At 56.9% G+C, this 24,683-nt stretch carries 17 protein-coding genes; 6 read left to right on the top strand and 11 right to left on the bottom strand.

Going from position 1 to position 24,683, the window contains the following annotated elements; translation table 11 throughout:
* Window positions 1-53 precede the first annotated feature (53 nt).
* The gene (locus VNX88_19490; GenBank protein HWY70861.1) at window positions 54-1,034 is read left to right on the top strand and encodes a hypothetical protein; all 981 of its coding nucleotides are present in this window, start codon (window positions 54-56) and stop codon (window positions 1,032-1,034) included.
* A gap of 135 nt (window positions 1,035-1,169) precedes the next feature.
* Here the strand turns inward: VNX88_19490 and VNX88_19485 are convergent, their stop codons facing one another.
* Entirely contained in the window at window positions 1,170-2,222 is a 1,053-nt protein-coding gene (locus tag VNX88_19485; protein ID HWY70860.1) for a sensor domain-containing diguanylate cyclase, read from the bottom strand.
* A 272-nt stretch (window positions 2,223-2,494) separates the two neighbouring features.
* Between VNX88_19485 and VNX88_19480 the strand changes: the two genes are divergently transcribed.
* From VNX88_19480 to ahcY, 3 genes are all read left to right on the top strand, one after another.
* Window positions 2,495-3,364, top strand: coding sequence for a RodZ domain-containing protein (locus VNX88_19480; GenBank protein ID HWY70859.1), 870 nt, complete (start codon window positions 2,495-2,497; stop codon window positions 3,362-3,364).
* Between the two features lie 251 nt (window positions 3,365-3,615).
* Window positions 3,616-4,797, top strand: coding sequence for a methionine adenosyltransferase (gene metK, locus VNX88_19475; GenBank protein ID HWY70858.1), 1,182 nt, complete (start codon window positions 3,616-3,618; stop codon window positions 4,795-4,797).
* Window positions 4,798-4,893: 96 nt separating this feature from the next.
* Window positions 4,894-6,174, top strand: coding sequence for an adenosylhomocysteinase (gene ahcY / locus VNX88_19470; protein ID HWY70857.1), 1,281 nt, complete (start codon window positions 4,894-4,896; stop codon window positions 6,172-6,174).
* Between the two features lie 335 nt (window positions 6,175-6,509).
* Here ahcY and VNX88_19465 read toward each other — a convergent pair whose 3' ends face one another.
* From VNX88_19465 to VNX88_19430, 8 genes are all read right to left on the bottom strand, one after another.
* Entirely contained in the window at window positions 6,510-7,775 is a 1,266-nt protein-coding gene (locus tag VNX88_19465) for a nucleotide sugar dehydrogenase (GenBank protein HWY70856.1), read from the bottom strand.
* Between the two features lie 355 nt (window positions 7,776-8,130).
* On the bottom strand, window positions 8,131-9,843 hold the full coding sequence (locus VNX88_19460) for an amidohydrolase (GenBank protein HWY70855.1): 1,713 nt from the start codon (window positions 9,841-9,843) through the stop codon (window positions 8,131-8,133).
* Window positions 9,844-9,955: 112 nt separating this feature from the next.
* Window positions 9,956-11,188 carry a M20/M25/M40 family metallo-hydrolase gene (locus VNX88_19455; protein HWY70854.1) on the bottom strand — a complete coding sequence of 411 codons (1,233 nt, stop codon included), beginning with the start codon at window positions 11,186-11,188 and terminating at the stop codon, window positions 9,956-9,958.
* A gap of 7 nt (window positions 11,189-11,195) precedes the next feature.
* Complete coding sequence (locus VNX88_19450; GenBank protein HWY70853.1) at window positions 11,196-12,464, bottom strand: LeuA family protein; 1,269 nt, start codon at window positions 12,462-12,464, stop codon at window positions 11,196-11,198.
* An 83-nt stretch (window positions 12,465-12,547) separates the two neighbouring features.
* The gene (locus VNX88_19445; GenBank protein HWY70852.1) at window positions 12,548-14,920 is read right to left on the bottom strand and encodes a DNA translocase FtsK; all 2,373 of its coding nucleotides are present in this window, start codon (window positions 14,918-14,920) and stop codon (window positions 12,548-12,550) included.
* A 193-nt stretch (window positions 14,921-15,113) separates the two neighbouring features.
* The gene (locus tag VNX88_19440; protein ID HWY70851.1) at window positions 15,114-16,274 is read right to left on the bottom strand and encodes an FAD-binding oxidoreductase; all 1,161 of its coding nucleotides are present in this window, start codon (window positions 16,272-16,274) and stop codon (window positions 15,114-15,116) included.
* Between the two features lie 21 nt (window positions 16,275-16,295).
* Complete coding sequence (locus VNX88_19435) at window positions 16,296-17,171, bottom strand: undecaprenyl-diphosphate phosphatase (GenBank protein ID HWY70850.1); 876 nt, start codon at window positions 17,169-17,171, stop codon at window positions 16,296-16,298.
* A 27-nt stretch (window positions 17,172-17,198) separates the two neighbouring features.
* Complete coding sequence (locus VNX88_19430) at window positions 17,199-18,134, bottom strand: hypothetical protein (GenBank protein ID HWY70849.1); 936 nt, start codon at window positions 18,132-18,134, stop codon at window positions 17,199-17,201.
* A 154-nt stretch (window positions 18,135-18,288) separates the two neighbouring features.
* Between VNX88_19430 and VNX88_19425 the strand changes: the two genes are divergently transcribed.
* Window positions 18,289-19,224, top strand: coding sequence for a helix-turn-helix domain-containing GNAT family N-acetyltransferase (locus tag VNX88_19425; protein HWY70848.1), 936 nt, complete (start codon window positions 18,289-18,291; stop codon window positions 19,222-19,224).
* Window positions 19,225-19,286: 62 nt separating this feature from the next.
* Complete coding sequence (locus VNX88_19420) at window positions 19,287-20,687, top strand: M20/M25/M40 family metallo-hydrolase (GenBank protein HWY70847.1); 1,401 nt, start codon at window positions 19,287-19,289, stop codon at window positions 20,685-20,687.
* A 298-nt stretch (window positions 20,688-20,985) separates the two neighbouring features.
* On the opposite strand, the gene VNX88_19415 is transcribed toward VNX88_19420, so the two are convergent.
* Window positions 20,986-23,466, bottom strand: a complete 2,481-nt coding sequence (locus VNX88_19415; GenBank protein ID HWY70846.1) for an ABC transporter permease — start codon at window positions 23,464-23,466, stop codon at window positions 20,986-20,988.
* A gap of 283 nt (window positions 23,467-23,749) precedes the next feature.
* Window positions 23,750-24,634: a response regulator gene (locus tag VNX88_19410; GenBank protein ID HWY70845.1), complete on the bottom strand. Its 885-nt coding sequence runs from the start codon at window positions 24,632-24,634 to the stop codon at window positions 23,750-23,752.
* Between the last annotated feature and the right edge of the window lie 49 nt (window positions 24,635-24,683).

Raw genomic sequence — 24,683 nt, 5'->3', positions numbered from 1 at the left:
CAGCGGTGCCCGTGGGTTACATCCTTGTAGCGTCCGGCCTCGTCTCGTCTACTATGCGTAAGTTTTCTATCACGGTGCTCGCTCTTGCGTTAATGCTTCCGCTGCATCTCCGTGCGCAGGAACATGCCAAGCGTCTGATCCTCAAAGACGGTTCGTATCAGCTCGCCACGAAGTGGGAGACTCAGCGCGATCGCGTCCATTTCTACAGCGCTGAACGCTACGCCTGGGAGGACATTCCCTACAGCCTGGTGGACTGGGATGCCACCAACAAGTTCAACAAAGAGAATCCGCGCGGACTGAATCCGAACCTCAGTGCCGACGCGATCAAGCAAGCTGATGCAGAGGAGAAAGCGGAGCGGGAGAAGGAAGAGGCGGCGCGTCCACTGATCGCGCCTGGATTGCGACTTCCCGATACCGGAGGCGTCTTCCTGCTTGATCACTATCGTGGGCAGCCACAGCTCGTCGAGGTGGTTCAGAACGGTGGGGAACTCAACAAGCAGATGAGTAAGAACATCATGCGTGGGATCATTAACCCAATTCCTACGGGATCCAAGCAGAGTATCGAACTCAAGGGAGCGAGCGCGCGCGTGCAGGCGCACGAGACGGCGCCTGCGATTTACGTCGATGTAACGGCCTCGGCCTCCGATAGTAAGCCAAACGAAGCATCGCCGGAACTGAATCGGCCTGATCGCTTCAAGATCGTGCGTGTGCAGCCGAAGAAAGACAGCCGCGTGGTCAGCAATGTAAAGATTTCATTGCTCGGCAAAGTGTCAAATCAGGAAGAGGTCGTTCCTGCGAACGCTGAGGTTGTAAGCAACGGTGAGTGGGTGAAGCTGACTCCAGCTGCTCCGTTGGCTCCCGGCGAGTATGCGCTGGTAGAGATGCTCGATCCCACAACTATCAACATGTTCGTGTGGGACTTTGGTGTCAATCCTAACGCGCCCGCGAATGCGACCGCGTGGACACCACAACCGGTCAAGGAAAAGCCAACAGCTACGGATGCCAGTCCGGTGTTGAGTCCCAGACCGAAATAGAACCGGGGTTAACACGAAGGTCACGAAGGGAAAATCAAGGTCACGGAGCAGACTGAGAAAGACCTAAAATCAAAACACTCAGTCTACTTCGTGTCCTTGGAGTTGCCTTCGTGACCTTCGTGTTAACTCGGGGCTTTACTGCAGCATGCCTTGCTGTGCGACGGCGATGTTGTCGCGGGTGGAATTCTTGACCATATACATCATCTCGTCGGCCTGGCGGATGATTTCGTGCGCGCTCTTCGCATCTTCCGGATACGTGGCAACGCCCATGCTGGCGCGGCAGGTTAGGTTCAGCCCTTCTTCATCGAGGAACTGGGCGTTCCGCATTACATCCCGCAGGCGGCGCGCTACTACTAGGGCCGATTCCTTTCCCGTTTGGGGAAGGAGCACGACGAACTCATCGCCGCCATATCGGAATGCGTAGTCGATCAGCCGCAGGTGCGACTTGATCATGAAGCCGATCTCGTTCAGCAGCTTGCTTCCCACCAGGTGTCCGTGGGTGTCATTGACCTGCTTGAAGTGATCGAGGTCGATGAAGATGACGCTGAACTCGTAGTTGAAACGGTGTGAGCGATAGACCTCGGCTTCGAGCGTTTTGTAGAGATGGCGAGCGTTGTACAGGCCGGTGCAATCGTCGGTGATCGTCAATTCCTGGATTTTTTCGACAGCGCGGGCATTTTCGATGGCGATTGCAGCGTAGTCGCATAGCGCATGCAGGAAGAACATCTCGTTGTCGGAGAAGCTCTCCATGGCGCAGTTGATGAGCTGGATCACTCCGAGCACGCGATGCTTCGACTTTAGCGGCACGCAAATGATGGAGCGCGTCTGCCACTTGGTCATTTCATCAATTCGCTTGGCGAAGCGGGGATCGTTGTAGACGTCGGGAACCAGTAGAGACTCACCATGCTTGGCCACCCAACCGGCGATGCCTTCTCCGACTTTGAGTCGAATGCTCTTCAGTGCGTCTGCGGCGTCGCCTACGGCGATGGCGAAGTAGAGTTCATCTTTTTGCTCGTCGACCATCAACAACGACCAGGTGTCTGGGCGGAAGAAGACGGCCATCTTCTCCATGATGGTCTGCAGGATTGAATCCAGATTCAGAGAAGACGTGAGGGCTTTTGCGACATCATGGAAGATACTGATCTCCTCCATCTGCCGTTTGCGGTCGGTAGCGGTGGCCTCACTCATCGAGTTGAGCATTAAGTTCAAAGATGACCCAAATTGGGAGCGACTGTGGGGAAATCGATGGAACCCCGTCCAGCCTTCTCCTACTTCAGATAATCGCTATTATCCCCTAGACTCAAAAAGAGATATACCCCGCATTACATGAAAAGTAAACATTACTTTCGCGGCCTGATTGACGCATTCACGATGCAAACCTATGATTCTGCGGCTCTATCCGCCTATCAGCGCAACTTCTAGGTGTATAACGAGATATCGTGACTGGCTTTGGAGAAAAGATGCGCCGGGAGAGGGAAATGCGCGGCGTTTCCCTTGAGGAAATCTCGGAATCTACCAAGATCGGTACCCGGTCGTTGCGGGCGCTGGAAGATGAAGACTTTGAGAAGCTGCCGGGTGGAATTTTCAACAAGGGCTTCGTGCGTGCCTACTCGCGCTTTCTTGGTCTCGACGAGGACCAGGCCGTAGCCGACTTCGATGCGGCCTGGCGGGAGCAACAGGCTGCCAAGGAACCTTTCCCGGAAACTCTGCCTGAATCGCAGCAAGAGGCACCGGAGCCATCGTCAAGACTGCCGATCGCGATTATTGCCATCGTGCTTCTGGCGGTCTTCGCAGGTGGATACGCCGTCAAGTATTTCCTCGCCGCAAGAGCGGAGAGTAAGCAATCGGTGCAACCCGCAGCGCAGCAGCTAGAATCTCCGTCAAGCTTGCAGGCGCAGTCAGCAGCACCGCAACCTAGTCCCGTTTCAGAACGTGCTGTGTCGTCGCAGGAGAAAACCGAACCGGGTCAATCTAAGTCTCAGGAAGCTACAACCGCGGCTCCAGCGAAGACGCCATCAACTCCGGTTGAAGGCCAAAAGCTGGCTGCCACAGACCTACCATCGGCATCTACTTCCAGCGCGCCGATCCTTCTTGAAGTAATCGCACACGAGGATTCATGGCTTTCAGTTTCCGCCGACGGCAAGAGTCTGGGCCAAGGAATTCTCAACGCTCAGAAGAGCCGCACAATCCGCGCGAACAAGGAGGTTCGTTTGCGAGTGGGAAACGTTGCGGGGGTAGAGGTCTCGTTCAACGGCAAGCCAGTGAACATCGACGGCGAACCTAAACAGGTCAAAGAGCTGACTTTTACGCCCGAGGGGCTTCGGCAGTAACTCCGTTTGAACATCATTTTCTGCCGTTCAGCCGCCAAATTGCGCCTCACGTGGGATGCTGAGTTAGCCCTTAAGTAGAAGTGCTTATAATCACTTACCAGTGGAGAGACTGCTTGCCCATGGGGTGAGCGTCTGCTAACGTAGTGGGAACAGCAAAGAAGTCAATCACCCCCTCGTGTGTGAGTCTTCCTAGGCTCGGTCCCTCAGGCGCTAGTTGCTGCCAATAAATAATTCTGTGGAGGAGTAAAAGCTTGTCTTCCCGTGATCGTTTTCTGTTCACGTCTGAGTCGGTGACCGAGGGTCACCCGGATAAGATCGCCGATCAGATTTCCGACGCCATTCTCGATGCCTGTATTGAAAAGGATCCTTACAGCCGCGTAGCCTGCGAAACCTTGCTGACAACCGGTCTCGCATTTATCGCCGGTGAAATCACGACCAAAGCGTATGTCGACTTTCCCTCGATCGTTCGCGGCACGGTAACTGCCGTTGGATATACCGATGCAGGCTTCGGTTTCGACTCGCAGACTTGTTCGGTGATCTCCTCGATTCACGAGCAGTCACCTGACATCGCCATGGGTGTCGATCCCGGTGGTGCCGGCGACCAGGGCATGATGTTCGGCTATGCGTCGAACGAGAACGAAGATTTCATGCCGACGCCAATCTCGCTTGCCCACAAACTCACCCGCCGCCTCTCAGAAGTTCGCAAGAATGGAACGCTCGATTTCCTCCGTCCTGATGGCAAGTCCCAAGTCACAGTTGAATACGATGCGAACCACAAGCCCGTTCGGGTAGACGCAGTGGTTGTTTCTACGCAGCATTGCGAGACCGTCGACAATCGCCGCCTGCGCGCCGAAGTGCTCGAACAGGTAATTCAGCAGGCGATTCCTGAGCATCTTCTCGACGCAGACACCAAGTACCACATCAATCCCACCGGACGCTTTGTCGTTGGCGGTCCCATGGGTGATACCGGCCTGACCGGCCGCAAGATCATCGTCGACACCTACGGCGGTATGGGACGTCACGGCGGTGGTGCATTCTCTGGCAAGGATCCCACAAAGGTTGATCGTTCCGCTTGCTACATGGCTCGTTACATCGCGAAGAACCTCGTCGCTGCCGGCTTGGCAGATCGCTGTGAAGTGCAGTTGGCCTATGCGATCGGTGTGGCTGATCCGGTGAGCGTTCTCGTCGATACCTTCGGCACAGGCAAGCTTCCCCAGACGCAGATCGAGAACCTGGTGCGCGAGAATTTCAAGCTTACCCCCAAAGGCATTATCGAGTCGCTGAACCTACGTCGTCCGATCTACAAGAAGACCGCAGCGTACGGCCACTTTGGTCGCAAGGAGTCCGAATTCACCTGGGAGTCAACCGATAAGGCTGCTGCCCTCAAGGGTGCTGCCGCAGGCACGGGAAAGACGGTCGCAAGCGCAAAGTAGATTTTGTTCGGAGCGACCGCCGGGCGGTCGCTCCGTTCTCATTGATTCCCGATTCGCCACAAGCGACCCGCGCTGAGGCATAACGTTAAGGAGAGCATGGCTACAGCAACCGCAACCCAAATTCCTTTCGATGTAAAAACCATGGAGCTTGCCGATCTGGGCAAGCGACGCATTGAGTGGGCCAACCAATCAATGCCGGTGCTACAAAACATCCGCAAAGAGTTCATCAAGAATCAGCCGCTGAAAGACATTCGCATCTCGGCCTGTCTGCACGTCACCTCGGAAACTGCGAACCTTGCGATTACTCTGCGCGATGGCGGTGCCGATGTGGTCCTCTGCGCCTCGAATCCGCTGAGCACGCAGGATGATGTGGCCGCATCGCTGGTCCGTGATTACAACATCTCGACCTTCGCGATCAAGGGCGAGGATAACGATTCGTACTACTCGCACATCCTGAGCGCGCTCGATCACAAGCCGCACCTCACTATGGACGACGGCGCCGACCTGGTTACAATCGCGCTGACCAAGCGTCAGGACGTGGTTGACGGAATCATCGCCGGCACGGAAGAAACGACCACGGGCGTGATTCGTCTGCGTGCCATGGCGAAAGACGGTGCTCTGCGCTATCCCATCATCGCTGTAAACGATGCCGATACGAAGCACATGTTCGATAACCGCTACGGCACCGGCCAATCCACGATTGACGGCGTGGTGCGCTGCACTAACATGCTGCTCGCCGGCTCCAAGTTTGTAATCGCGGGCTATGGATGGTGCGGACGCGGTCTGGCGTCACGCGCCAAGGGCATGGGCGCCGACGTGATCGTGACCGAGATCGATCCCACGAAGGCGCTCGAAGCCGTGATGGATGGCTTCCGCGTAATGTCCATGGCTGAAGCCGCCAAGATCGGCGACGTTTTCGTGACGGTCACTGGCAACAAGAACGTCATTGCCAAGGAACACTTTGAGGTGATGAAGAACGGAGCCGTAGTCGCGAACTCTGGACACTTCAATGTTGAGATCGATATTCCCGCTTTGGAAAAGCTTGCATCATCCAAACGTGCTACCCGCGATTTTGTTGACGAATATGCGCTGAAGGATGGCCGCAAAATCTATCTGCTCGGGGAAGGCCGTCTTATCAACCTGGCTGCCGCCGAGGGACATCCCGCGTCGGTGATGGACATGAGCTTCGCCAATCAGGCTCTGTCCTGCGAATACCTGGTGAAGAACTATAAGAATCTGGAGAAGAAGGTATTTCCGGTTCCAGTCGAGCTAGACAAGCGCGTTGCCCGCCTGAAGCTCGAAGCGATGGGCGTAAAGATCGACAAACTCACGCCGCAGCAGGAAGAGTACCTGGCAAGCTGGAGCGAAGGAACTTAAATCCCAGATTGGCTGTGGAACGCCGGGCATCATCGCCCGGCGTTTTTATGTCATAACGAGGAGGAGTCCATTCAGCAGTTTAGAAAGAAAAGAGCAGTCGACTAAGTAAGCCTTCAGCAATTCAGAACCTTCTTTCAAAATTTCAAGCGTATCGCAGGCATCGCAGGCAGCTGAGGATTCTCAAGCTGTTCGGCACAATCGACTTCGATCCTGCTTACGACTACAAGAAAGAACGGCAGCGAGATGCATCGCGAATACCGATCGATGACGTTGAAGATCCGAACTTAGGCCCGGAAACTTGAAAACTGATTTGATGGACTGTCTACCGATGTGGGTTACCGGCCGATCCCTACGTACTCAAACCCCAACGATCGCATCCTTACTGCATCCAGGATGTTCTTGGTATCTACGATCAGGGGACGCTTGAGCGCGCGCTTGATGCGATCGTAGTCGAGGCTGCGGAACTCGGACCATGCTGTGCCGAGCACCAGGGCATCGACTCCCTCCGCCGCGGCGTAAGCCGATTCGCAGTAGCGAACCGATCCGTTCAGTTCGGCGCGAGCACCCTCGATGGCGGCTGGATCGTAAGCACGCACTTGAGCGCCCATGTTCACCAACCGCTTTGCTAGCTGCATGGAAGTGGAGGCGATTACAGAATTGCTGTTCGGCTTGAACGCCAGGCCGAGGAGTCCAACTTGCTTTCCTTGTACTGATTGCAGCGCCGATGACAGTTTGGTCATGATGCGCTCGCACAGGCTCTGATTTACCTCGCGTGCGGCGCTGAGGATCTTCAGTGACACACCGTTATTGACGGCGAGCTGTGCCAGAGATTCCATCTCGGCTTCAACGAATGGTCCACCGATTGAAGTCCCGGGCTGGAAACAGCGTGGTGCGATCTTCTTGTCGAGCCCCAAGGCCAGGGCTAGGTCAACCGCATCTGCACGCACGTGTTCGCAAAGAGTAGCGAGTTCATTAATGAATGAAATCTTGGTCGCCAGAAAAGCAGTCGAAGCCTCGCGGGCAAGTTCGGCGGTTTCGTGATTGGTCACGATCACCGGCACGCCGCGCATAACCAGCGGACGGTACAGCATCTTCATCGCCTGGATAGCGGCGTTTGAGTCGGTACCGAGCAGAATGCGATCAGGCCAATTGAAATCTTCTACGGCACACCCATCGGTCACGAAGACTGGGTGCGACACGATTGCGATCTTCGATCCAGCGGCACGTAAGCTACGCTCGATGCGTGCTGCCGTGCCTACCGGCGCGGGGCTGCTGATCACCAGAATGTGATCGTCCGAGCAGAAACGGGAGAGCCGGATTGCCGTCTCCTCAACGCCGTCCTGGTTGTCTTGAGCGATGAAGATCATCAGCGACTTACGGCACGTGCGTTCGACGTCGTGCGAAAACGCAAGCCGGCCGGAACGCACATTCCGGCGGACTACTTCCTTTAAATTCTTCTCGTAGTAAGGGGTTTCGTCGCGGGCCAGAGAGGCGATACGCGGTACATCCTCGTGAAAGCATGTAACTGGCAGTCCAAAATCGGCCAGGCACGATGAAACTACCGTTGCCAGATAGCCGGTTCCGTATACCGCGTGATGCATGAAGCCTCCTGGGGTCTTGGGGAGCCAGTTCGAGCGCTCTGTGGGGGAGAGTGCTCATTAGTTTTATGCTGTGTTTCAAAGGCTTACAACGTACGGGAAGGTCATGTACTCCGGGAAGTCTTGTCGTTCCGGGTAGCGAGGAATCGCTATTGTTGTCGAAATCGACAAGTAGAGGGGAGGAGCGGCCTAAGCCGTGCCGTCTAAAGGACTGCCAGGCGTTCGTCTTTGTCCGTATTCGTCCTACCCGAAAGGCGCCTTTAGCGGCTAAATCCGGAAGTTGTCGATGCTCATTCAACCGACATGGCTGAAGCCGATCTCCTCCCCTGAAGATTGCTGCGTGTTTACGAAACCAGCACTAGCGAGCCTCGTAAACCGTCCGTCCGCCGACCACCGTACGTAGTACCTTCGTTTGCAAAATCTCCGGAGGGCTGATGCGCGTAATGTCCCGATCCAGAACAACAAAGTCGGCCAGGTAACCACGAGCGAGGATCCCTTTTGTTCCCTCTTCGAACTCCGCGTACGCCGCTCCCCACGTGTAAGCATAGATTGCCTGATGGATGTTCAGCTTTTGTTCAGCGTAATAAGTCTTCGTTCCGGCTTCATTCATTCGTGTGACCGCAGCGTAAAGACCGCGAAAAGGCGTGATTGGCTCGACTGGGTAATCGGTGCCGAAAGCCAGGTGTCCTGTGGTTTTAAGGAAGTCGGCCCAGGCATAGGATGTCTTGGCGCGCTCCGGTCCGATTCGGGATTCTGCCCAGTTCATGTCGGTCAGCAGATGGTTGGGCTGCATGGAGGCAATTACGCCCAATTCGCGGAAGCGCGGAACATCCGCGGGCGCGACTACTTGCGCATGTTCAACGCGAAAGCGGAAGTCCGAAAATGACTGCGACCCGGCCGGGGCTCGAGAATGGGCTGCCTTCGCTTGGCGTAAAGCCTCCTGAAAGGCGTTCAACGCCATGTTCGCCCCGCGATCGCCAATTGCGTGGAATCCAATCTGAAATCCCACAGCAGCCCGCTCCACAGTCAGCTTCGTTAGCGTCGCCTGATCGTACTGCGGCAGCCCAGCGTTCTTTGGATTGTCGGAATAGGGCTGGAGCATCGCCGCCGTAGCCGATCCCAGAGATCCATCCATGAAACCCTTGAGTTGAGTGGTGTGTAGCATGGTGTCGCTGCTCGGGTTATGGCCTCGCTGCTGAACAAGCGTCTTCACTCGATCGTTGAATCGCAGCCATTCGGCGATGCGTAATGTGAGTTTGCTTTCGCGCCTTAACTGGTCATAAACGAGAAAATCTTCCCAGCTGGAGTTGTCTTGGGCGGAGGTAAGCCCCCACTGCGCCGCTTCGGCCAGGACGAGTTCGATCGCCTGCCGCCTCTTGGCAGCCGAGATCGGAGGAATGACTTTGTAGAAGGCATCTTTCGTGCTTTCGCGAACGATTCCGGTGAGTTCGCCGGAGCTGTCTCGATCCGCCTGTCCGCCGGGAATGTCTTTACTGTTGCGGTTCAGTCCGGCGATCTTCAATGCTGCCGAATTCGCCACAGCAATGTGTCCATCGACGCGGACAAAGAATGCAGGATGGCCAGCGGTGACCGCGTCCAAATCCTGCCTGCTGGGCAACTGCTGCGATGGCCACATTGTGTGGTCCCAGCCACGGCCAAGAACCCATTCCCCTGGAGCCGCTTTCTTTTCACCGTCCGCGACGCGCTGCTTCATCTCTTCCAGAGACTTCACCCCAACCAGATCAACCTCCAGTTTGGCTTGTCCACCGTTCGCGAGATGACAATGCGCATCGTTGAACCCGGGCATGACGAACTTCCCGCCAAGATCGACAATCTGCGTCTTCGGTCCCTTGTGCGCCAGGACCTCATCATCGCCGCCGATTGCGACGATCTTGCCGTTTGCAATGGCGATGGATTTTGCGCGCGGACCGTCTGTTGCGGCAAAGGCATCACCGGGTGTCGAGAAGTGTCCGCCGGTGTAGATATCGGCGTCGGTGAAGATGATGTCGGCGGTTTGTGCGTATGCGATCACGGGCAGCAGCAGAGCACAGCCCAAGGTCAATATCTTCATCAGGCTCCTCAGATTTCTGTGGTGGCACAGCCGCCCTCGGCTGTCACAGTACGCTGACACAGGCGAGGGCGCCTGTGCCACAAGGATCAGCTTGTTGCGGAAAACGGAATACCTATTCCAACCCGGCAAGCGCGAGAACAGCAAGCAACACGCGCTTGAGAGCCAGCGATCTTCCCGAGGGATCAAACCATTCGCGCAGAGTATGTGCTCCTCCCCCGGTTCCTCCGGCCCCCACTGTAACGGCTTCAAGTCCCATCGAGATAGGAATATTTGCGTCTGTGGAAGCGCGGCGCAGTTGTGAAGCGATACCTAAATGAGCGTCCACGGCGCGCATCACTTCCAGAATGCGGCAATCAGCCGGAAGATCTCCTGCCGGCCGGTCGCCGATTTTTTTGATTTCGACACTTAGCTTTGCTGGAGCTCCATCGCGCGCGCGCGTGGGAATCTCGGTGTGAATCACCCCGCGCAACTCCTCCTCCAGGCGCTGCAGTTCTTCGGCCGATGCCGAGCGCAAATCAACGCTTACCTGCGCGATTTCTGGAATGGAATTGACTGACGTTCCACCGCTGATTACGCCGAAGTTGAATGTCGTCTTAGGCGATGACGGCAGCGCGGTTTGGCTGAAGCGCGACACTACTCGCGACACAGCCACAATTGGGTTTGGCTGGCCGAAGTCGCTCCACGAATGACCGCCGGGCCCCCGCACAATTACTTCGAACCGCCGGCTGCCTAGCGCCTGCCCGATCACCGCATCGGTGCCGCTGCCATCAATCACGATCGTGTAGCCCAGACGTTCGCCCCAGCGTTTCTGCTCGAAAAGATGACGAAATCCGCGCAGGTCACCTTCGCCTTCTTCGCCGACGTTGCCAATGAATACGAGGTCGGATTCGCTGCGGATTCTCGCCTCGCGCATGCACATCGCAATAGCCAGCATTGCCGTGAGCCCAGCGGCGTTGTCGCTTACTCCGGGACCATAAACGCGGTCGCGGTCCTCGTGAATGGCAATCTCGGTGTCCGCGGGAAAAACTGTGTCCAAATGAGCAGTAACGGCGATGGCCGGAAGCTCGCGGTCCTGTCCGGGAAGAACCCCAATTACGTTTCCAACTTCATCGACTTCGATGGCCTCGAGACCAGTAGCCTCGAACTTTTCGCGCAGCCACTGTCCGCGCGCAGCTTCGCCAAATGGCGGCGCGGGAATACGCGCAATCTCGAGCTGCATGCGCCGCAACTCCTGTTCGCGCAATTGAAACCAGGCAAAAGCGGCGTGCACGGCACGCATTCCGGCGAGTTGCGCAATCTCCTGTGGGACAGTCGTTTCTGTGGAGGTGCGGGCAGATGGGTTCATGCGTGGATTAGTCGGCGCTGGCAACAGTCGGATGACTGTCGCGGGCAAGGCACTCCATAATCTCGTGATCAAGCAATGTTCGATTGGACTGCTTGGCTTTCTGGAATATGCGGTCTACGGTCGCCTCGTCGGTAGGGAATCCCTTGCGCTCGAGCCAGAAGATTACGTTGGACTTGCCCGACATCGGGCCAATCTCAATGACCTGCTCCATTCCAAAGTAATGTGAGGGCACCCCTGAATACACCGTGTTTGCCAGCTCGACGTCTTTCTTTCGGAACGCCTTGATTACCGCTGCCGCGTGGACTCCGGTTGCGGTGCGAAAAGCATCGTCTCCCATGACCGGGTAATTCTTTGGAATCGGTACGCCCGTAGCGTGGGAAACCGTCTCGCAGTACTCCTTCAGCGATGTAAGATCCTGATCTTCCCAGGGCGGTACGCCCATGAGTTTCAGGTTCACCAGCATCTGGTCCATCTGCGTGTTGCCGACGCGCTCGCCGATGCCAATGGCGCAAGCATGCACGCATTCAGCACCCGCAGCGAGCGCTGCCAGCGAATTTGCAACAGCAAGACCGCGGTCGCAGTGTCCGTGCCAGTCCACACGAATCTGCCCGCCGCTCGGCTTCACTACCTCTTCGATTACGAAGCGGATCAGTGCGGTGACACCGGCAGGAGTCACGTGTCCGCAAGTGTCGCAAATGACGATTGCTCGCGCGCCGCACTCTATGGCAGTCTTGTACAAGCGCTTTACCGTTTCGGGATCGCAGCGCGTCGTGTCTTCGGTGACGTACATTACCTCCAGGCCAATCGAGCGCGAGAACTTCACCGCGGACTCGGTTGTCTTGAGGAGAAAGTCACCAGTCCAGTCTTCAGCGTAACGACGAATTGGACTTGATCCGATGAAGGTTGCGACTTCGATGGGAATGCCGACCTTATCCTGAATCTCTGCCACAGGACGAATGTCATTCTCATGAGTTCGTGCCGCACAGTTGCCGCGAATCTTCAGCTTCGCATCTCGAATCTCTCGCGCGAGGCGCTCCACATCCGCATAGGCTCGGGCTCCTGCGCCTGGAAGTCCCATGTCGAGGTGGTTGATTCCGAGTTTCTCCATCAAGTGGAGAATGCGGAGCTTCTCGTCGATCGTGGGGTCTTTGACAGAAGGGGATTGCAGCCCATCGCGCAACGACTCATCGGTAAGCATCACACGGCCCGCAGGCTTGAACGCTGCTCCGGGAACGTTGTTCCAGTCGTAGATCAGGTCTGAATGCTTCAGGGCCAAGAGTCCGTCCTGGTGGTTATGTTTGCATTTTAGAACGGAATGGCCCAGTCACGAAGCTTCGAGGCTGCGTGGCTTCGAAGCTCCTAGCGCATCGCCTGCTCGACTTCGTCGATCCAGTCTGGCCGCTTTAGGACTTCACGAGGTTTGGGGCCATCGGCGGCACCCACGATACCCTCCCGCTCCATGAGGTCGATCAGGTGCGCAGCGCGGCCATAGCCGATGCGCAGACGGCGCTGCAGCAGTGAAGTGGAGGCCTTGCCAAAGTCGAGCACGAGTCGGACAGCATCTTCGAACAGCTCGTCGTGATCGTCGTCGCCTTCGCCCCTTCCGCCTTCGACACTGTTGCCTTCCTCTTTCGGAGCTTCGAGGAACTTCTTCTCGTATTCTGCCTCACCTTGCGAGCGCCAGAACTCGACGACCTGTGCGATTTCTTTCTCGGTCACCAACGGAGCGTGAACGCGTTGAACGCGAGCAGAACCGGGAGCGAGGAAGAGCATGTCGCCGCGTCCGAGCAATGATTCCGAGCCATTCGCGTCGAGAATCGTGCGCGAATCAACTTTGGTGGCGACGCGGAACGACATGCGGCTGGGCACGTTGGCTTTGATGAGACCGGTAATTACATCGACCGACGGACGCTGGGTCGCAAGGATGAGATGGATACCGACTGCGCGTGCCATCTGCGCCAATCGCGTGATCGACTCTTCAACGTTCTTGCCGTCGAGCATCATGAGGTCGGCGAGTTCATCCAGGACGATTACGATGTAGGGAAGCGGCTTATGATCGCTGTCCTCTTCGAACAGGCTTGGCGTGTCTTCGCTGAATAGCTTGTTGTACTGATCGATATTACGAACACTCTTCTCGGCTAGCAGCTTTAGACGGCGCTCCATCTCCCGCACGGCATTTCGCAGCGCAACGGCAGCGAGCTTGGGCTCGGTAATGATCGGGGTATAAAGATGCGGCACCCCGTCGTAATTTCCGAGTTCAACGCGTTTGGGATCTACCAGAATCAAGCGCACCTGATCGGGTGTTGCTTTGTACAGCAGAGACATGATCATCGCGTTGATCGCTACCGACTTGCCTGAACCAGTGGATCCAGCGATCAGCAAGTGCGGCATGGTCGCAAGATCGGCGGTGATGATGCGTCCATTGATGTCCTTGCCCAGAGCGAGCGTCAGTCGCGAACGCGCGTCGGCGAAGCTTGGCGACTCTACGACTTCACGTAGATAAATGGTCTCGCGTTCTGCATTCGGCACCTGGATACCGACGGTGCTCTTGCCCGGCATACGTTCGATCAGGATGCTCTCTGCCTTCATCGCCAAGCACAGATCTTCAGAGAGCCCGGTGATGCGGCTGTACTTGATGCCGGCCTCGGGCTTCATCTCAAACGTCGTCACCACCGGACCAGGATTAATGTGAGTAATGGTCCCGTGAACGTCGAACTCCGCGCACTTCTCCACGAGAATCTGCGCTTGCTCTTTGAGCTCGGCTTCGTTGACGGCATACTGCTCATCCGGCCGTTTCAACATCGCGCTGGGCGGAAGCTGGTAGGTGCCATGAGTCTTCGGCAGCACAGTCTTACGTTTTGTGCCGGCATCTGCGCGCGCTCCAACTTCAATTAACCGATCTTCAACGATAGGTTCGTCAAGCTCTGACTCGCACTCCGTTTCGGGAGCGGAATACGACTCAGCCATCTTTTCTAAGCCCGTTCTAACCGGACTGCTTTGCTGGTATACATTCGAAGCTTGCGCGACCGGCGACGCTTTCTTGGCAGGAAGCAATTGGCTGGTGACCATCGGCCGGTTTGCCTTGCGTTTCTCCAGCTCCTTCTGAGCTTTTGCTTTGGCACGTTCGGCGCGCCAATCCTGTAGACGTTGCCATGCAGCTCTCACAAACGTGAAACGTGTCTGCAGCCAGAAATGAAGTTCCGTGAAGGAGAACGTGGTGCACAGATACAGTGCAGCGGCGATCACGCTGAGAGCTACGATGTAAGCGCCAGGCAGATTGAAGTAATGGATGAGGAAATCGGCGAGAAGCTTTCCAGACAGGCCCTCAATCGCTATCGCATGCATCCAGCGAAGATGCCCGGGGAGCAATCCCATGAAGGCCGGAATGAAGAGTAAGAGGGTCAATGCTCCTAGTAACTTCTCGATCGGTGAATGGATGTGTCGCGAGCGAAACCAGCGGAGTCCGAGTATGCCCAGCATCACGGGAATGGCGAAGACCGCAATCCCTAGTGCTTGCAGGGATAAGTCGGCGATGACCGCACCAACGCGGCCAATCCAGTTGTGCGTTGGGCCGCCTTCGGCGACAGAAGCGGTGTTCAGAGATGGATCAAGGGGTGAGTAGGACGCTAACGCAAGAAAGAGCAGAAGCGCCGCCGCGATCATCGAGAAGCCAATCAACTCGTTGAAACGACGGTTCTTAGTCGGCGTAAATGGCCGAAGTAAAGCGTTCATTGGGGCCTCTCGGACCAGAGGGAAACAATCCCCTCAACAGGGTCGCGGAGCGGCCAGAGCGGGATAATTATCTCAGATTGTTGGCGAAATACCACTAATTCGTGTGGTTCACGCAACCGAGGCGAACACGAAGGGCACGGTGGCAAAAGAAGAGGTCACGGAGCCGAAATTCAAGTTCTACTTTAAATCTGAGTCAGAGCAGCGCTGTCTCGTGGAGCAATCTGCCACTTTTGAACCGTGCCGGGCTGAGAACGGTCACGTCGTCCACAACTGTTGTCTTTTCTGATGTAATCAAATCGGCGACGATCTTTCCCGTTGCTGGCGCGTGCATCACTCCGTGCCCGCTAAAACCATTCGCCGCGTAGAAGCCACGTAGTTCTTCAAATTCACCGATGACGCCGTGATGGTCCGGCGACATCTCGTACAGTCCCGCCCAGGCGCGCTTTGGGTTGACGGCCAGATTCTCGAAACAGGGAACACGGTCGGCGGCCCGTGTCAGGACTTTCTCGATAAACTCCGGCTCAAAGTCGAACTTGTATCCGGAAGTTTCTTCCGGATCGTTCCATGCGAGCAGAAATCCGCGACTCTCTGGGCGGAAATGAAAGCCGTTCGTCATATCGATCACCATTGGGATCTCATGCGAGACCTCGTCGAACGGTTCGGTCGGGATCAGCATGCGACGCAGCGGTTTGACCGGGAGTTCGACTCCAGCCATTGCAGCGATCTCGGCTGCCCACGGTCCAGCGGCATTTACGACGACAGGTGCGTGCACTTCTCCGCGTGTAGTCGACACTCCTGAGACGCGGCCTCTGCCTTTCAGAACGCCTCTAACTTCTGCCGATTTCCAAACTGTCGCGCCATTGTCTACGGCTCTTTTTATGAAGCCAGTCATCGCGCTATAGGGATCGACGAAGCCGTCGCTGGGGCAAAAGCTTCCACCGAGAATGTCGTCCGAGCGGAGCTGCGGAACCACCTCAATGATCTCGGTCTTCGTCAGCATGCGAACGTCTTTGAGCCCAAGTGACTTCTGTAGCCGCTGACTGGTCTGGAGATATTCGAGATGCGAGGGCCTCGTCGCGACGAAGAGGTAGCCTTGGGGACAGTATCCAGATGGGTGGCGAAGGCGCTCTTCGAAGGCTGCATAGAAGGGAATTGAGTACAGCGACATCTGGATGTTCACCGGAGTTGTGAATTGGGCGCGCACACCGCCCATGCTTTTCCCCGTCGACCCCTTGCCTTGATGCGCCTCGCGCTCGAGGACAAGCACGTTGCGGCATCCGGCCTCGGTGAGGTGATAGGCGATGCTGGAACCGACAATCCCGCCCCCGATGATGACAACATCTGCCGTTTGCACTGGTGCTCTCGTCGATTTCTCTTATCCTGCGTGGAAATGCTTCAACGCCAACGCGATCACAATCAATCCGAGCAGTACGCGATAGACGACGAACAGATTGAGAGAGTGCGTGCGGAGGAAACGAAGAAAGAAGGCAATCACCGCCATTCCCAAAATGAAGGAGACAGAGATACCGATCACAAAGGGCGTGGTCATGCCAGGAGGCAGCCCACCGGCCTTCATCACTGCATGGGCCTTAAGCACCACGGCGCCGGCGGTGATGGGAGCGAGCAGCAGGAAGCTGAACCGCGCAGCAGCTTCGCGGTTCAAACTGCGTGCGAGTCCGGCGGTGATCGTAGATCCCGAGCGCGATACGCCGGGAATGAGGGCAAAGGCCTGGGCAACACCGATCAGGATTGCGTCGATTGCGTTGATTCCGGTAATCGTCCGGCGCTGCCCACTGAATTTCTCGGCTAGCCACATGAGCACGCCGACGATCACCAGCATCGATCCGATCAGCAGGTAGTTCTCGCGGAACTTGAATTCAGCATATTTATCGAGCAACTTGCCAGCGATGGCACCGGGCACTGTTCCCAGAACTATCCACCAGAGCAGCATGCGGTCGCGGCCGCTTTCGACGTCGTCGACGTTGCCAAGGCCTGCGCTACTCGCAGACATGCGCGGCTGTCCACCAAAGCCCGCAACGATCAGGTTGATCCAGGTGGGGAGGAAATAAATCAGTACAGCCAGCAATGTTCCGGCGTGCAGGGCCACGTCAAACGTGAGATCCATTGCGGGATCAAGCTCGCTCCAGCCAAAGAACCAGCGAGTAAGAATCAGGTGCGCCGAACTCGAAATAGGTAAGAATTCTCCGAATGCCTGTACGACTGCGAGCACAACAGCCTGGTAAACGGGCAATGATCGTCCTTTCCGTTGAGCCGTGAATCAGTCGGTCACGTTGCCATAAGTTGGAATTTTCTGCTGTAGAAGATATAGCAGACGCTGAGCGCGATAGGCGAAGTCTGAATTCGCATACTGCTGCGGGATTCGTTGCGCCAGCTGAATGGCATGCGCGCGGCTCTCTTCGGCTTTCTTCTGGTCCTGGCGCTCGCGATATATCTCAATCAGGGCAGACTGTCTCCACGCGGCGTTGTAGAGGGCTTCGGCGGCTTTTGGTGACTGCGGATGATCATCGACGTACTTCTCGTACAAAGACGTTTCCTTTTCGGGACATTTGGGATCGCCTTGCCAGTCGCCGCAAAGTTTGTTGTCGATTAGATCAAATGCGGCCAGGTCCGCCCATTTGGTGCCGGGATACTTCTTAACTACCTTGCGCATCTGCTCTTCGTCCATCTGATGGCGCATGTACGGATCTTTCTCCTGGGCCGAGGGCCGCCGCTTCATGTCTTGAACGTCGAGCTGCCAAGCGATGTCCGCCGAGCGATATGCGGCTTCGCCTGCGAGTGGAGAATTGGGGAAGTACTCGGCCACGCGGTAGTAGAGCCGCAGCGCATCTTTCTCCGCGCCTCTGCGCCCGCCGCGGCGGCTCGCCTCCGACTCCGAATCGACCGCCTCGCCATACAGGATTTGATCTCCATTCGGGGTCGTCTTGCGAACCAGACCCTTGTCCAGGACCCATCCGGAGACCTCGCGCTCGCCTCCGAGGGACGCCAGCACGTGCAGCCACTGGGGACCGCTGTGCTCGAGGACGGCGGCTTCGCGTCCGCGCTCAATGACTCCGAGCTTCTGACTGCTCGTGTCCGGTGAAACGTAAAGATTAGCCTCACGCACGCTTATGGCACGCTCGGTGTTTTCGTCAGCGCGGGCGCTGGGGAGGAAATAGAACGCGGCCAAAAGCGCGCAAACCAAGACTCTGCTCATGCGGACATTTTAACGGCTAGGCGATTTGGTACCTCATATCCGCAAGCGCGGAAGCGGTTCCGGCGGCACTGCAGACCCGGGTTGGACGTCTGGCCCCGGCCTCCCCGGTAGATAGTTGACTTAGTCAACTATAAGGAGCAGACTTAAATGAACGATGCCGAGCACAGTCTCTGACGAACGGGTACAGGCGGTGCGTCAATTCAGCCGCTTTTATACGAAGCGCATCGGTGTACTCCACGAAAGACTGCTTGGGAGCGAGTATTCGCTGACGGAAGTGCGTGTTTTGTTCGAGTTGGCGCATCGCGAGCGCTGCACCGCGAGTGAAATTTGCGACGATTTGGGGCTGGATCCGGGCTATTTGAGCCGCATTTTGCGGCACTTTGCGAACCAAAAACTCATCGTCCGGGAGCGTTCGCGCGACGATGCAAGGCACTATGGCGTGCAATTAACGCCCAAAGGACGCGCATTATTCGCTTCACTGGACCAGCAATCGAGCGCTCAAGTCTCCGAAATCCTCGGCAATCTGCCCGAAGTGCGCCAAAAAGAGTTCATAAATGCGCTTCGGGAGGCCGAAAAAGCGCTTACCGGAGACTCGCAAGCGCCTCCAAAGCTCGTTTTGCGCACGCATCGACCCGGGGATATGGGCTGGGTGGTCCACCGCCATGGCGTTTTGTACGCGCAGGAATACGGTTGGGACGACACTTTTGAGGCTTTAGTCGCCGAAATTGCGGCGCAATTTGTCAAGAATTTCGATTCAAAACGCGAGCGTTGCTGGATTGCGGAGCTAAATGGAGAGCCTGTGGGCTCGGTTTTTCTCGTTAAGCACACCGACCAGATCGCGAAATTGCGCCTTTTGCTAGTGGAACCAGCGGCACGTGGACACGGAATTGGCCGTCGTTTGGTCGAAGAATGCGTCCAATTTGCGCGCGATTGCGGCTATTCCAAGATCGTTTTGTGGACGCAAAGCATCCTTACTGCGGCTCGAAAGATCTATGAGCACGCGGATTTCAGGCTCGTAAAGTCAGAACCAAATCGCGCGTTCGGGGCTGAGTTGGTCGCTGAAACCTGGGAGCTGGATTTGACTCGCTAGAGACGTCCGCCGCGGCGGACTGCGTCTCTTACCCCTAGAAATTGGTTTGCTATCATTCGCGGGTGAAACTCACTCGTCTCTTCATATTTCTTTCAATTCTTCTAATCGCAAGCGCCGTCCTTCAAGCTCAAAACCTAAACCCAACCGAAACGAAGATCGTCCAGGCAATCGACGCAGATAAGCAGCAGCCCATCGATCTGCTGCGCCAACTAGTCGACATCAACAGCGGGACCAAAAACCTCGAGGGTGTGCGGGCTGTCGGCAAGGTCCTCATGCCTCAGTTTGAGGCTTTGGGATTCAAGGTGCGCTGGGTTCCGATGGACGAGGTGCAGCGTGCAGGCACATTGGTTGCCGAGCATCCGTGTCCCAATCCGGGAAAATGCGGTAAACGCGCGCTCCTTATTGGACACATGGACACGGTTTTTGAGAAGGAGAGCCCGTTCCAGCACTTCACGATGCTTGGGGCGAGCGGCGATCCTGACACCGCAGGCGGCGGAGATTCCGAGAAGAAGATCGGCAATTGGGCATCTGGACCTGGTACGGACGACATGAAGGGCGGCCTTGTAGTGATGATCAGCGCGCTGAAAGCGCTTAACACTTCAGGAGTGCTCGATGATGCCGACATCAAGATCGTGCTTAGCGGGGATGAAGAAGCCGCCGGGCATCCCCTAGAAATCGCCCGTCGCGACATGATCGAGGCGGCAAAGAACAGCGATGCCGGGCTGGAGTTCGAGAACACCGCACGTCGGGACGGCGTGTATTACGGTAGCACCAGCCGCCGCGGCAGTATGACTTGGCGCGTGACCGCCACTGGGGAAACCGGGCACTCGGCAGGCGTCTTCGGTCCCAATATGGGATACGGCGCCATCTATGAACTCACGCGCATCCTCGACGCTTTCCGTAACCAACTCCGCGAAGACTACCTGACTTACAACGTGGGGCTCATTTTGGGTGGGACTACTGCGCAGACCAACCCGCAGGAGACTGGCGGCCAGGCAACGGGCAAGCCGAATATCGTAGCGCCAACCGCGGTTGCGATCGGCGACCTGCGTGCGCTCTCCGTCGACCAGGTGCAGCGCGTGCAGGAGAAGATGCGCGGCATCGTTGACCAGCATCTGGCAAAGACCGACGCGAAGATCGAGTTCTACGAGGCGTATCCACCGCAGGCTCCGACGGAAGGGAACCGGGCACTGCTCAAATTGCTGAATCAGGTGAACCACTCGCTAGGTCAGCCCGATATGCCTGAGCTGGATCCGATGAAGCGTGGTGCCGGCGACAGCGCGTTCATTGCGCAATATATCCCAACGCTCGCGGGCGTTGGATCGTCGGGTTCGGGTGATCATTCAGCTGCGGAGAAGATTGATTTGACGTCAATTCCGGTTAATACGAAACGTGCCGCGGTTTTGATTTATCGGCTGTCGCAATTGCGGACAGAGGGTAAGTTGGTGGATTTGGTGAACTGATTCTTTATTGCGTTATTACGCTGATCACGCTCTCTGAGACTGTCATCCTGAGCCAGCTGTTGGGCGAAGGACCTCTGCGCAAATGCTTAGGACGGCCACGGATTGTGCGGGCACTTCGGCCGGGGATCCTCGCCAAAAAGCCAGGAGAGTGCATTTCGTACGATGAGCATTGCGGGAGGTCCTTCGCCCAACACAGGGGCTCAGGATGACAGGCCTTAAACGGCACTCTTGTTGTACGGACCTTCACCTACCCATCGGCTACCGCCGACGGTACTGATCTGAACTTTGCCCGATTTCCTCAATCTTCCCGCAGTGCCACAATAGGATTCACTCGCATCGCCCGCATTGCCGGCACATATCCGGCCGCGAGTGCCACGCCCAGGAGAACGATGGGCATACACGCAAACACGAGCGGATCAAAGGCAGAAATGCCGTAGAGCTGCGAGCGCAGCAGCGGCCCTACAGCTAATGCGGCTAGCAAACCGATTCCCACTCCGATCCCAGCGAGCCGGGCGCCGCGTCCCAGCACTAGCTTTAGAACATCGTTGGGCTGGGCGCCGAGCGCCATGCGAATTCCCAACTCACGAGTTCGCTGCGCTACCCAGTACGCGATCACGCCATAGACGCCAATGGCAGCCAGAACGAGCGCTAGCATGGAGAATGCTCCGATCAGTTCGGCAGAGAATCTGCGAGCCGTAAGTGAGGCGCTCACGAGATTCGACATCGGCTGAATTCCGAAAACGGGAAGATCTTTGTCTGCCGCCTGTACCTCGTGCCTGATCTGGTCGCCGACGGATGCCATTACAGTTTCCTCGTCTCCGCCTCCGGCTGTGTTCACACGCGCAACCACACCCAGAGATCGAGCTCCGGCCTGATACAGCGAGAAATAGAAGTGTGGACTGGGCATTGAATCAAGACCGGCTTGCTTAACATCCGCAACTACACCCACGATTGTGAACCAACGTGGTTTTGGCGTGCCGAGAAATCCAACGCGATGCCCGATCGGATCGTCGTGAGGCCACAGTTGCACGACGGCAGCGTGGTCGACCACTGCGACGTCTGTACTCTTCAGATCATCGCTCTCCGTGAATATGCGCCCGCTCAGCAGCGGCGTTTTCAGTACTCGAAAGTAGCTGGGACTCACTACGACCAGCGGCAGGTCCGGTGCGCTGCGCGGATCGCTTGTCCGTCCTTCGATTCCCACTTTGGCAATGAACTGATCGGCCGTGAGCGGAAGCGATCCGGTAAGACCGGCCTCTTCCACCCCTGGAATGCTATCAAGCCGACGGAGCAACTCGCGGTTGAAAGCGTTGCGTCTTTCAGGATTGCGATAGGGATCGAGTTCGGGATGATTCGGAACCGGCAGCCATACGCGAGCGGTTTCCACGTGCTCCGGATCGAATCCTGCGTCGATGTTGATCAATCGCCACAGTGTTCGCGCTAGTAAGCCGGCCCCCGCCAGGAGCATGAGAGACATCCCAATTTCTGCGATTACTAAACCTTCGCGCATGCGATTCTGGCGGCGACTGCTGCTGCCTCCGCGCGCACTTCCACTCAGGCTGCTTGTCAGCTCCGGCGAAGAACTCTGGAGCGCCGGGGCCAGCCCAAACAGAATCGAGGTCAGCAGTGCAAGGGCGATTACGAATGCCAGCACATGAGTGTTGAGCGCGACTTCGTGAATTCGAGGCAGTTTAGACGCTGCAATGATCATCATGGCGCGCAACATTGCCCAGCCGATCACCACACCAGCGATGGTCGCAATGCTCGAGAGAACGAACGCTTCAGTAAGGAGCTGAACGATCAGATCACGGCGCCGAGCTCCCAGGGCCAGACGTACTGCAATTTCGCGTTCGCGTGCTGAGGCCCGCGAGAGCAGGAGGTTCGCAACATTGATGCAGCCGATGAGCAGAATGGCTGCGACGGCGGCGAGGAGAATCCACAGAAGAGAGCGAGTCTTGCCAACAACAACCTCGTCCAGCGAGGTTAGGTTCATGGTCCAGCCCGACGCAGCCGGATAATTCGCCGGGTACTCCTGGCGAAGCTGCGAAACCAGGGTATTGAGCCGCATCTGAGCCTGAGCAAGCGTGATTCCCGGTTTGAGCCTGGCGATGGCTCCAGGAATGAGGCGCAGGTCGCGGCGTGGCGGATGGGGGAATGGATCGGCCTTGTATCCTGCAGTACCCCAGACATCCACATCGGTGGCACGGGTCCTGCCAGGATGGCGGAAGCTCGGCGGCATTACGCCGACGATGGTGTAGGCGTCGCCATCGAGGTAGATCCGGTGGCCCAACACGCTTGGATCTCCGCCGAAGAGCCTGTGCCATGCGGCGTCGCTGATCACGCACGCTTCGGCAAAGCCAAGGGCCTCATCTTCGGGACCAAAAACACGTCCGAGCTGGGGCGCAACGCCGAGGATCGAGAAATAGCTTGGGCTTCCGGCAACCAGCTCGATCCGCTCCGGATGATCCCCGCCAGTGAGGTTCGCGCTCACTGGCCAGACTGCCGAGACTTGATCGAAGATGCCGGCACGTTCGCGCAGATCGTCGAGTTCGAGCGGATTGAAGCCGATGTTCGCGCCCCCAACAACAGGCTCGTCCGCTGAGATGGAAAGCAGTTGGGATGGATTGCGGTATGCGAGGGGTCGAAGGAGAACCGCGTCCACCAAAGTGAAAACGGCGGTTGTCGCCCCGATACCGAGTGCCAAAGTGGTCGCTGCGATGAGGGTGAAGCCGGGGTTTTTGCGAAGCAGACGTGCGGCAAACTTCAGGTGTTGGAGCACAAGCACCATCCGTGTGGAGGGTAAGACGTGAAAGAGGACATGAGGTGAGCGGAAGATATTCCCGTGAAAACACCCTCAAAACTCCTGTGATCCCAACTCAAGAATACTGTCATCCCGAAGCGAAGCGAGGGATCTGCTGTTTCGCCGTCCCGCACAACAGCAGATTCCTCGCGCCAAAAGCAGGCGCTTCGGAATGACAGTGAACGATAGGTGAAAATAAGTGGGATCGAATGGTAGCAACGTGGAGACGCAGCATGCTGCGTCTCTACCACACCGATGGTGCTTACGACGCTCTTCCAGAAGCGGCCGCGTCCTGAGGCATCAGGTAGCGGATGAAAATCACTTCGTTCTGCTTGTCGTTGTAGATCAATTCGTCGGCGGCGGCCTTGGTCATCAGGATGCCGAATCCGCCCGGGCGAATTCCTTTTTTCTCGCGGACATCCATGTGCGCGACCGGTTGGCCGGGAGGGTGTCCAACGGCAGCATGATCCAGGTTCTGAAAGCTGAAGCCTTGTCCCGGATCGGCGATGCGGTACATCAGCATGCGAGGAGTACGCACATAGGCGATGCGTACTTTGCGGTTCGGATCGAGTTTGCCGCCCCATTCCACAGCATTCATGAGAAGTTCGCGAAACGCTTGAGCTACTTCCACGCGAAGTTCCTCCGACAAGCCGACCTCAAGCCGCAATATGAATCCCTCGATGCGTTCAGCGGTGCCACGTGTGCAGGGCGCGAGCAGTTCCACCCAATGGGACTGTGCGCAAATCACTTCAATCGGCGGTTCTGAGTCCTTATGCAGCGCGCGCTCCGCGCGCTCGATGATGTCGTGTGGCGGAAAGGGTTTGGCAACGTAGTCATACGCCTGTTCGCGCACTGCTCGCAGCAAAGTCTCCGGCGTGTCGTCGGAGGTCATGATAATGATTCGCGGCTTTTTGTCTTGGGCGCGAAGGTGCGCGAGAACTTCAAGGCCGCTCATGCGCGGCATCCAGATGTCGAGAATCGCGAGGTCGAACGGTTTTCGTTGAATCGCATCCAGGGCATCGGCGCCATTGTCAAAACTTGTGACGTCGTAGTTGCAGCTCTTCAATAATTTGGTAATCGCGTAACGCAAAGCATTGTCATCGTCCGCGACCACAATGCGAGCTGATTCCTGGGATTCCGGGCTCATCGATCTGGGCTCCTGGCGAAACCGTGGTTGCCGATGGTACTGAGCGGCG

It is taken from the genome of Terriglobales bacterium, from assembly GCA_035567895.1.
Classification (GTDB): domain Bacteria; phylum Acidobacteriota; class Terriglobia; order Terriglobales; family Acidobacteriaceae; genus Gp1-AA112.
The sequence above is the reverse complement of the archived record's forward strand: the minus strand, read 5'-3'. Positions and strand labels throughout refer to the sequence as shown.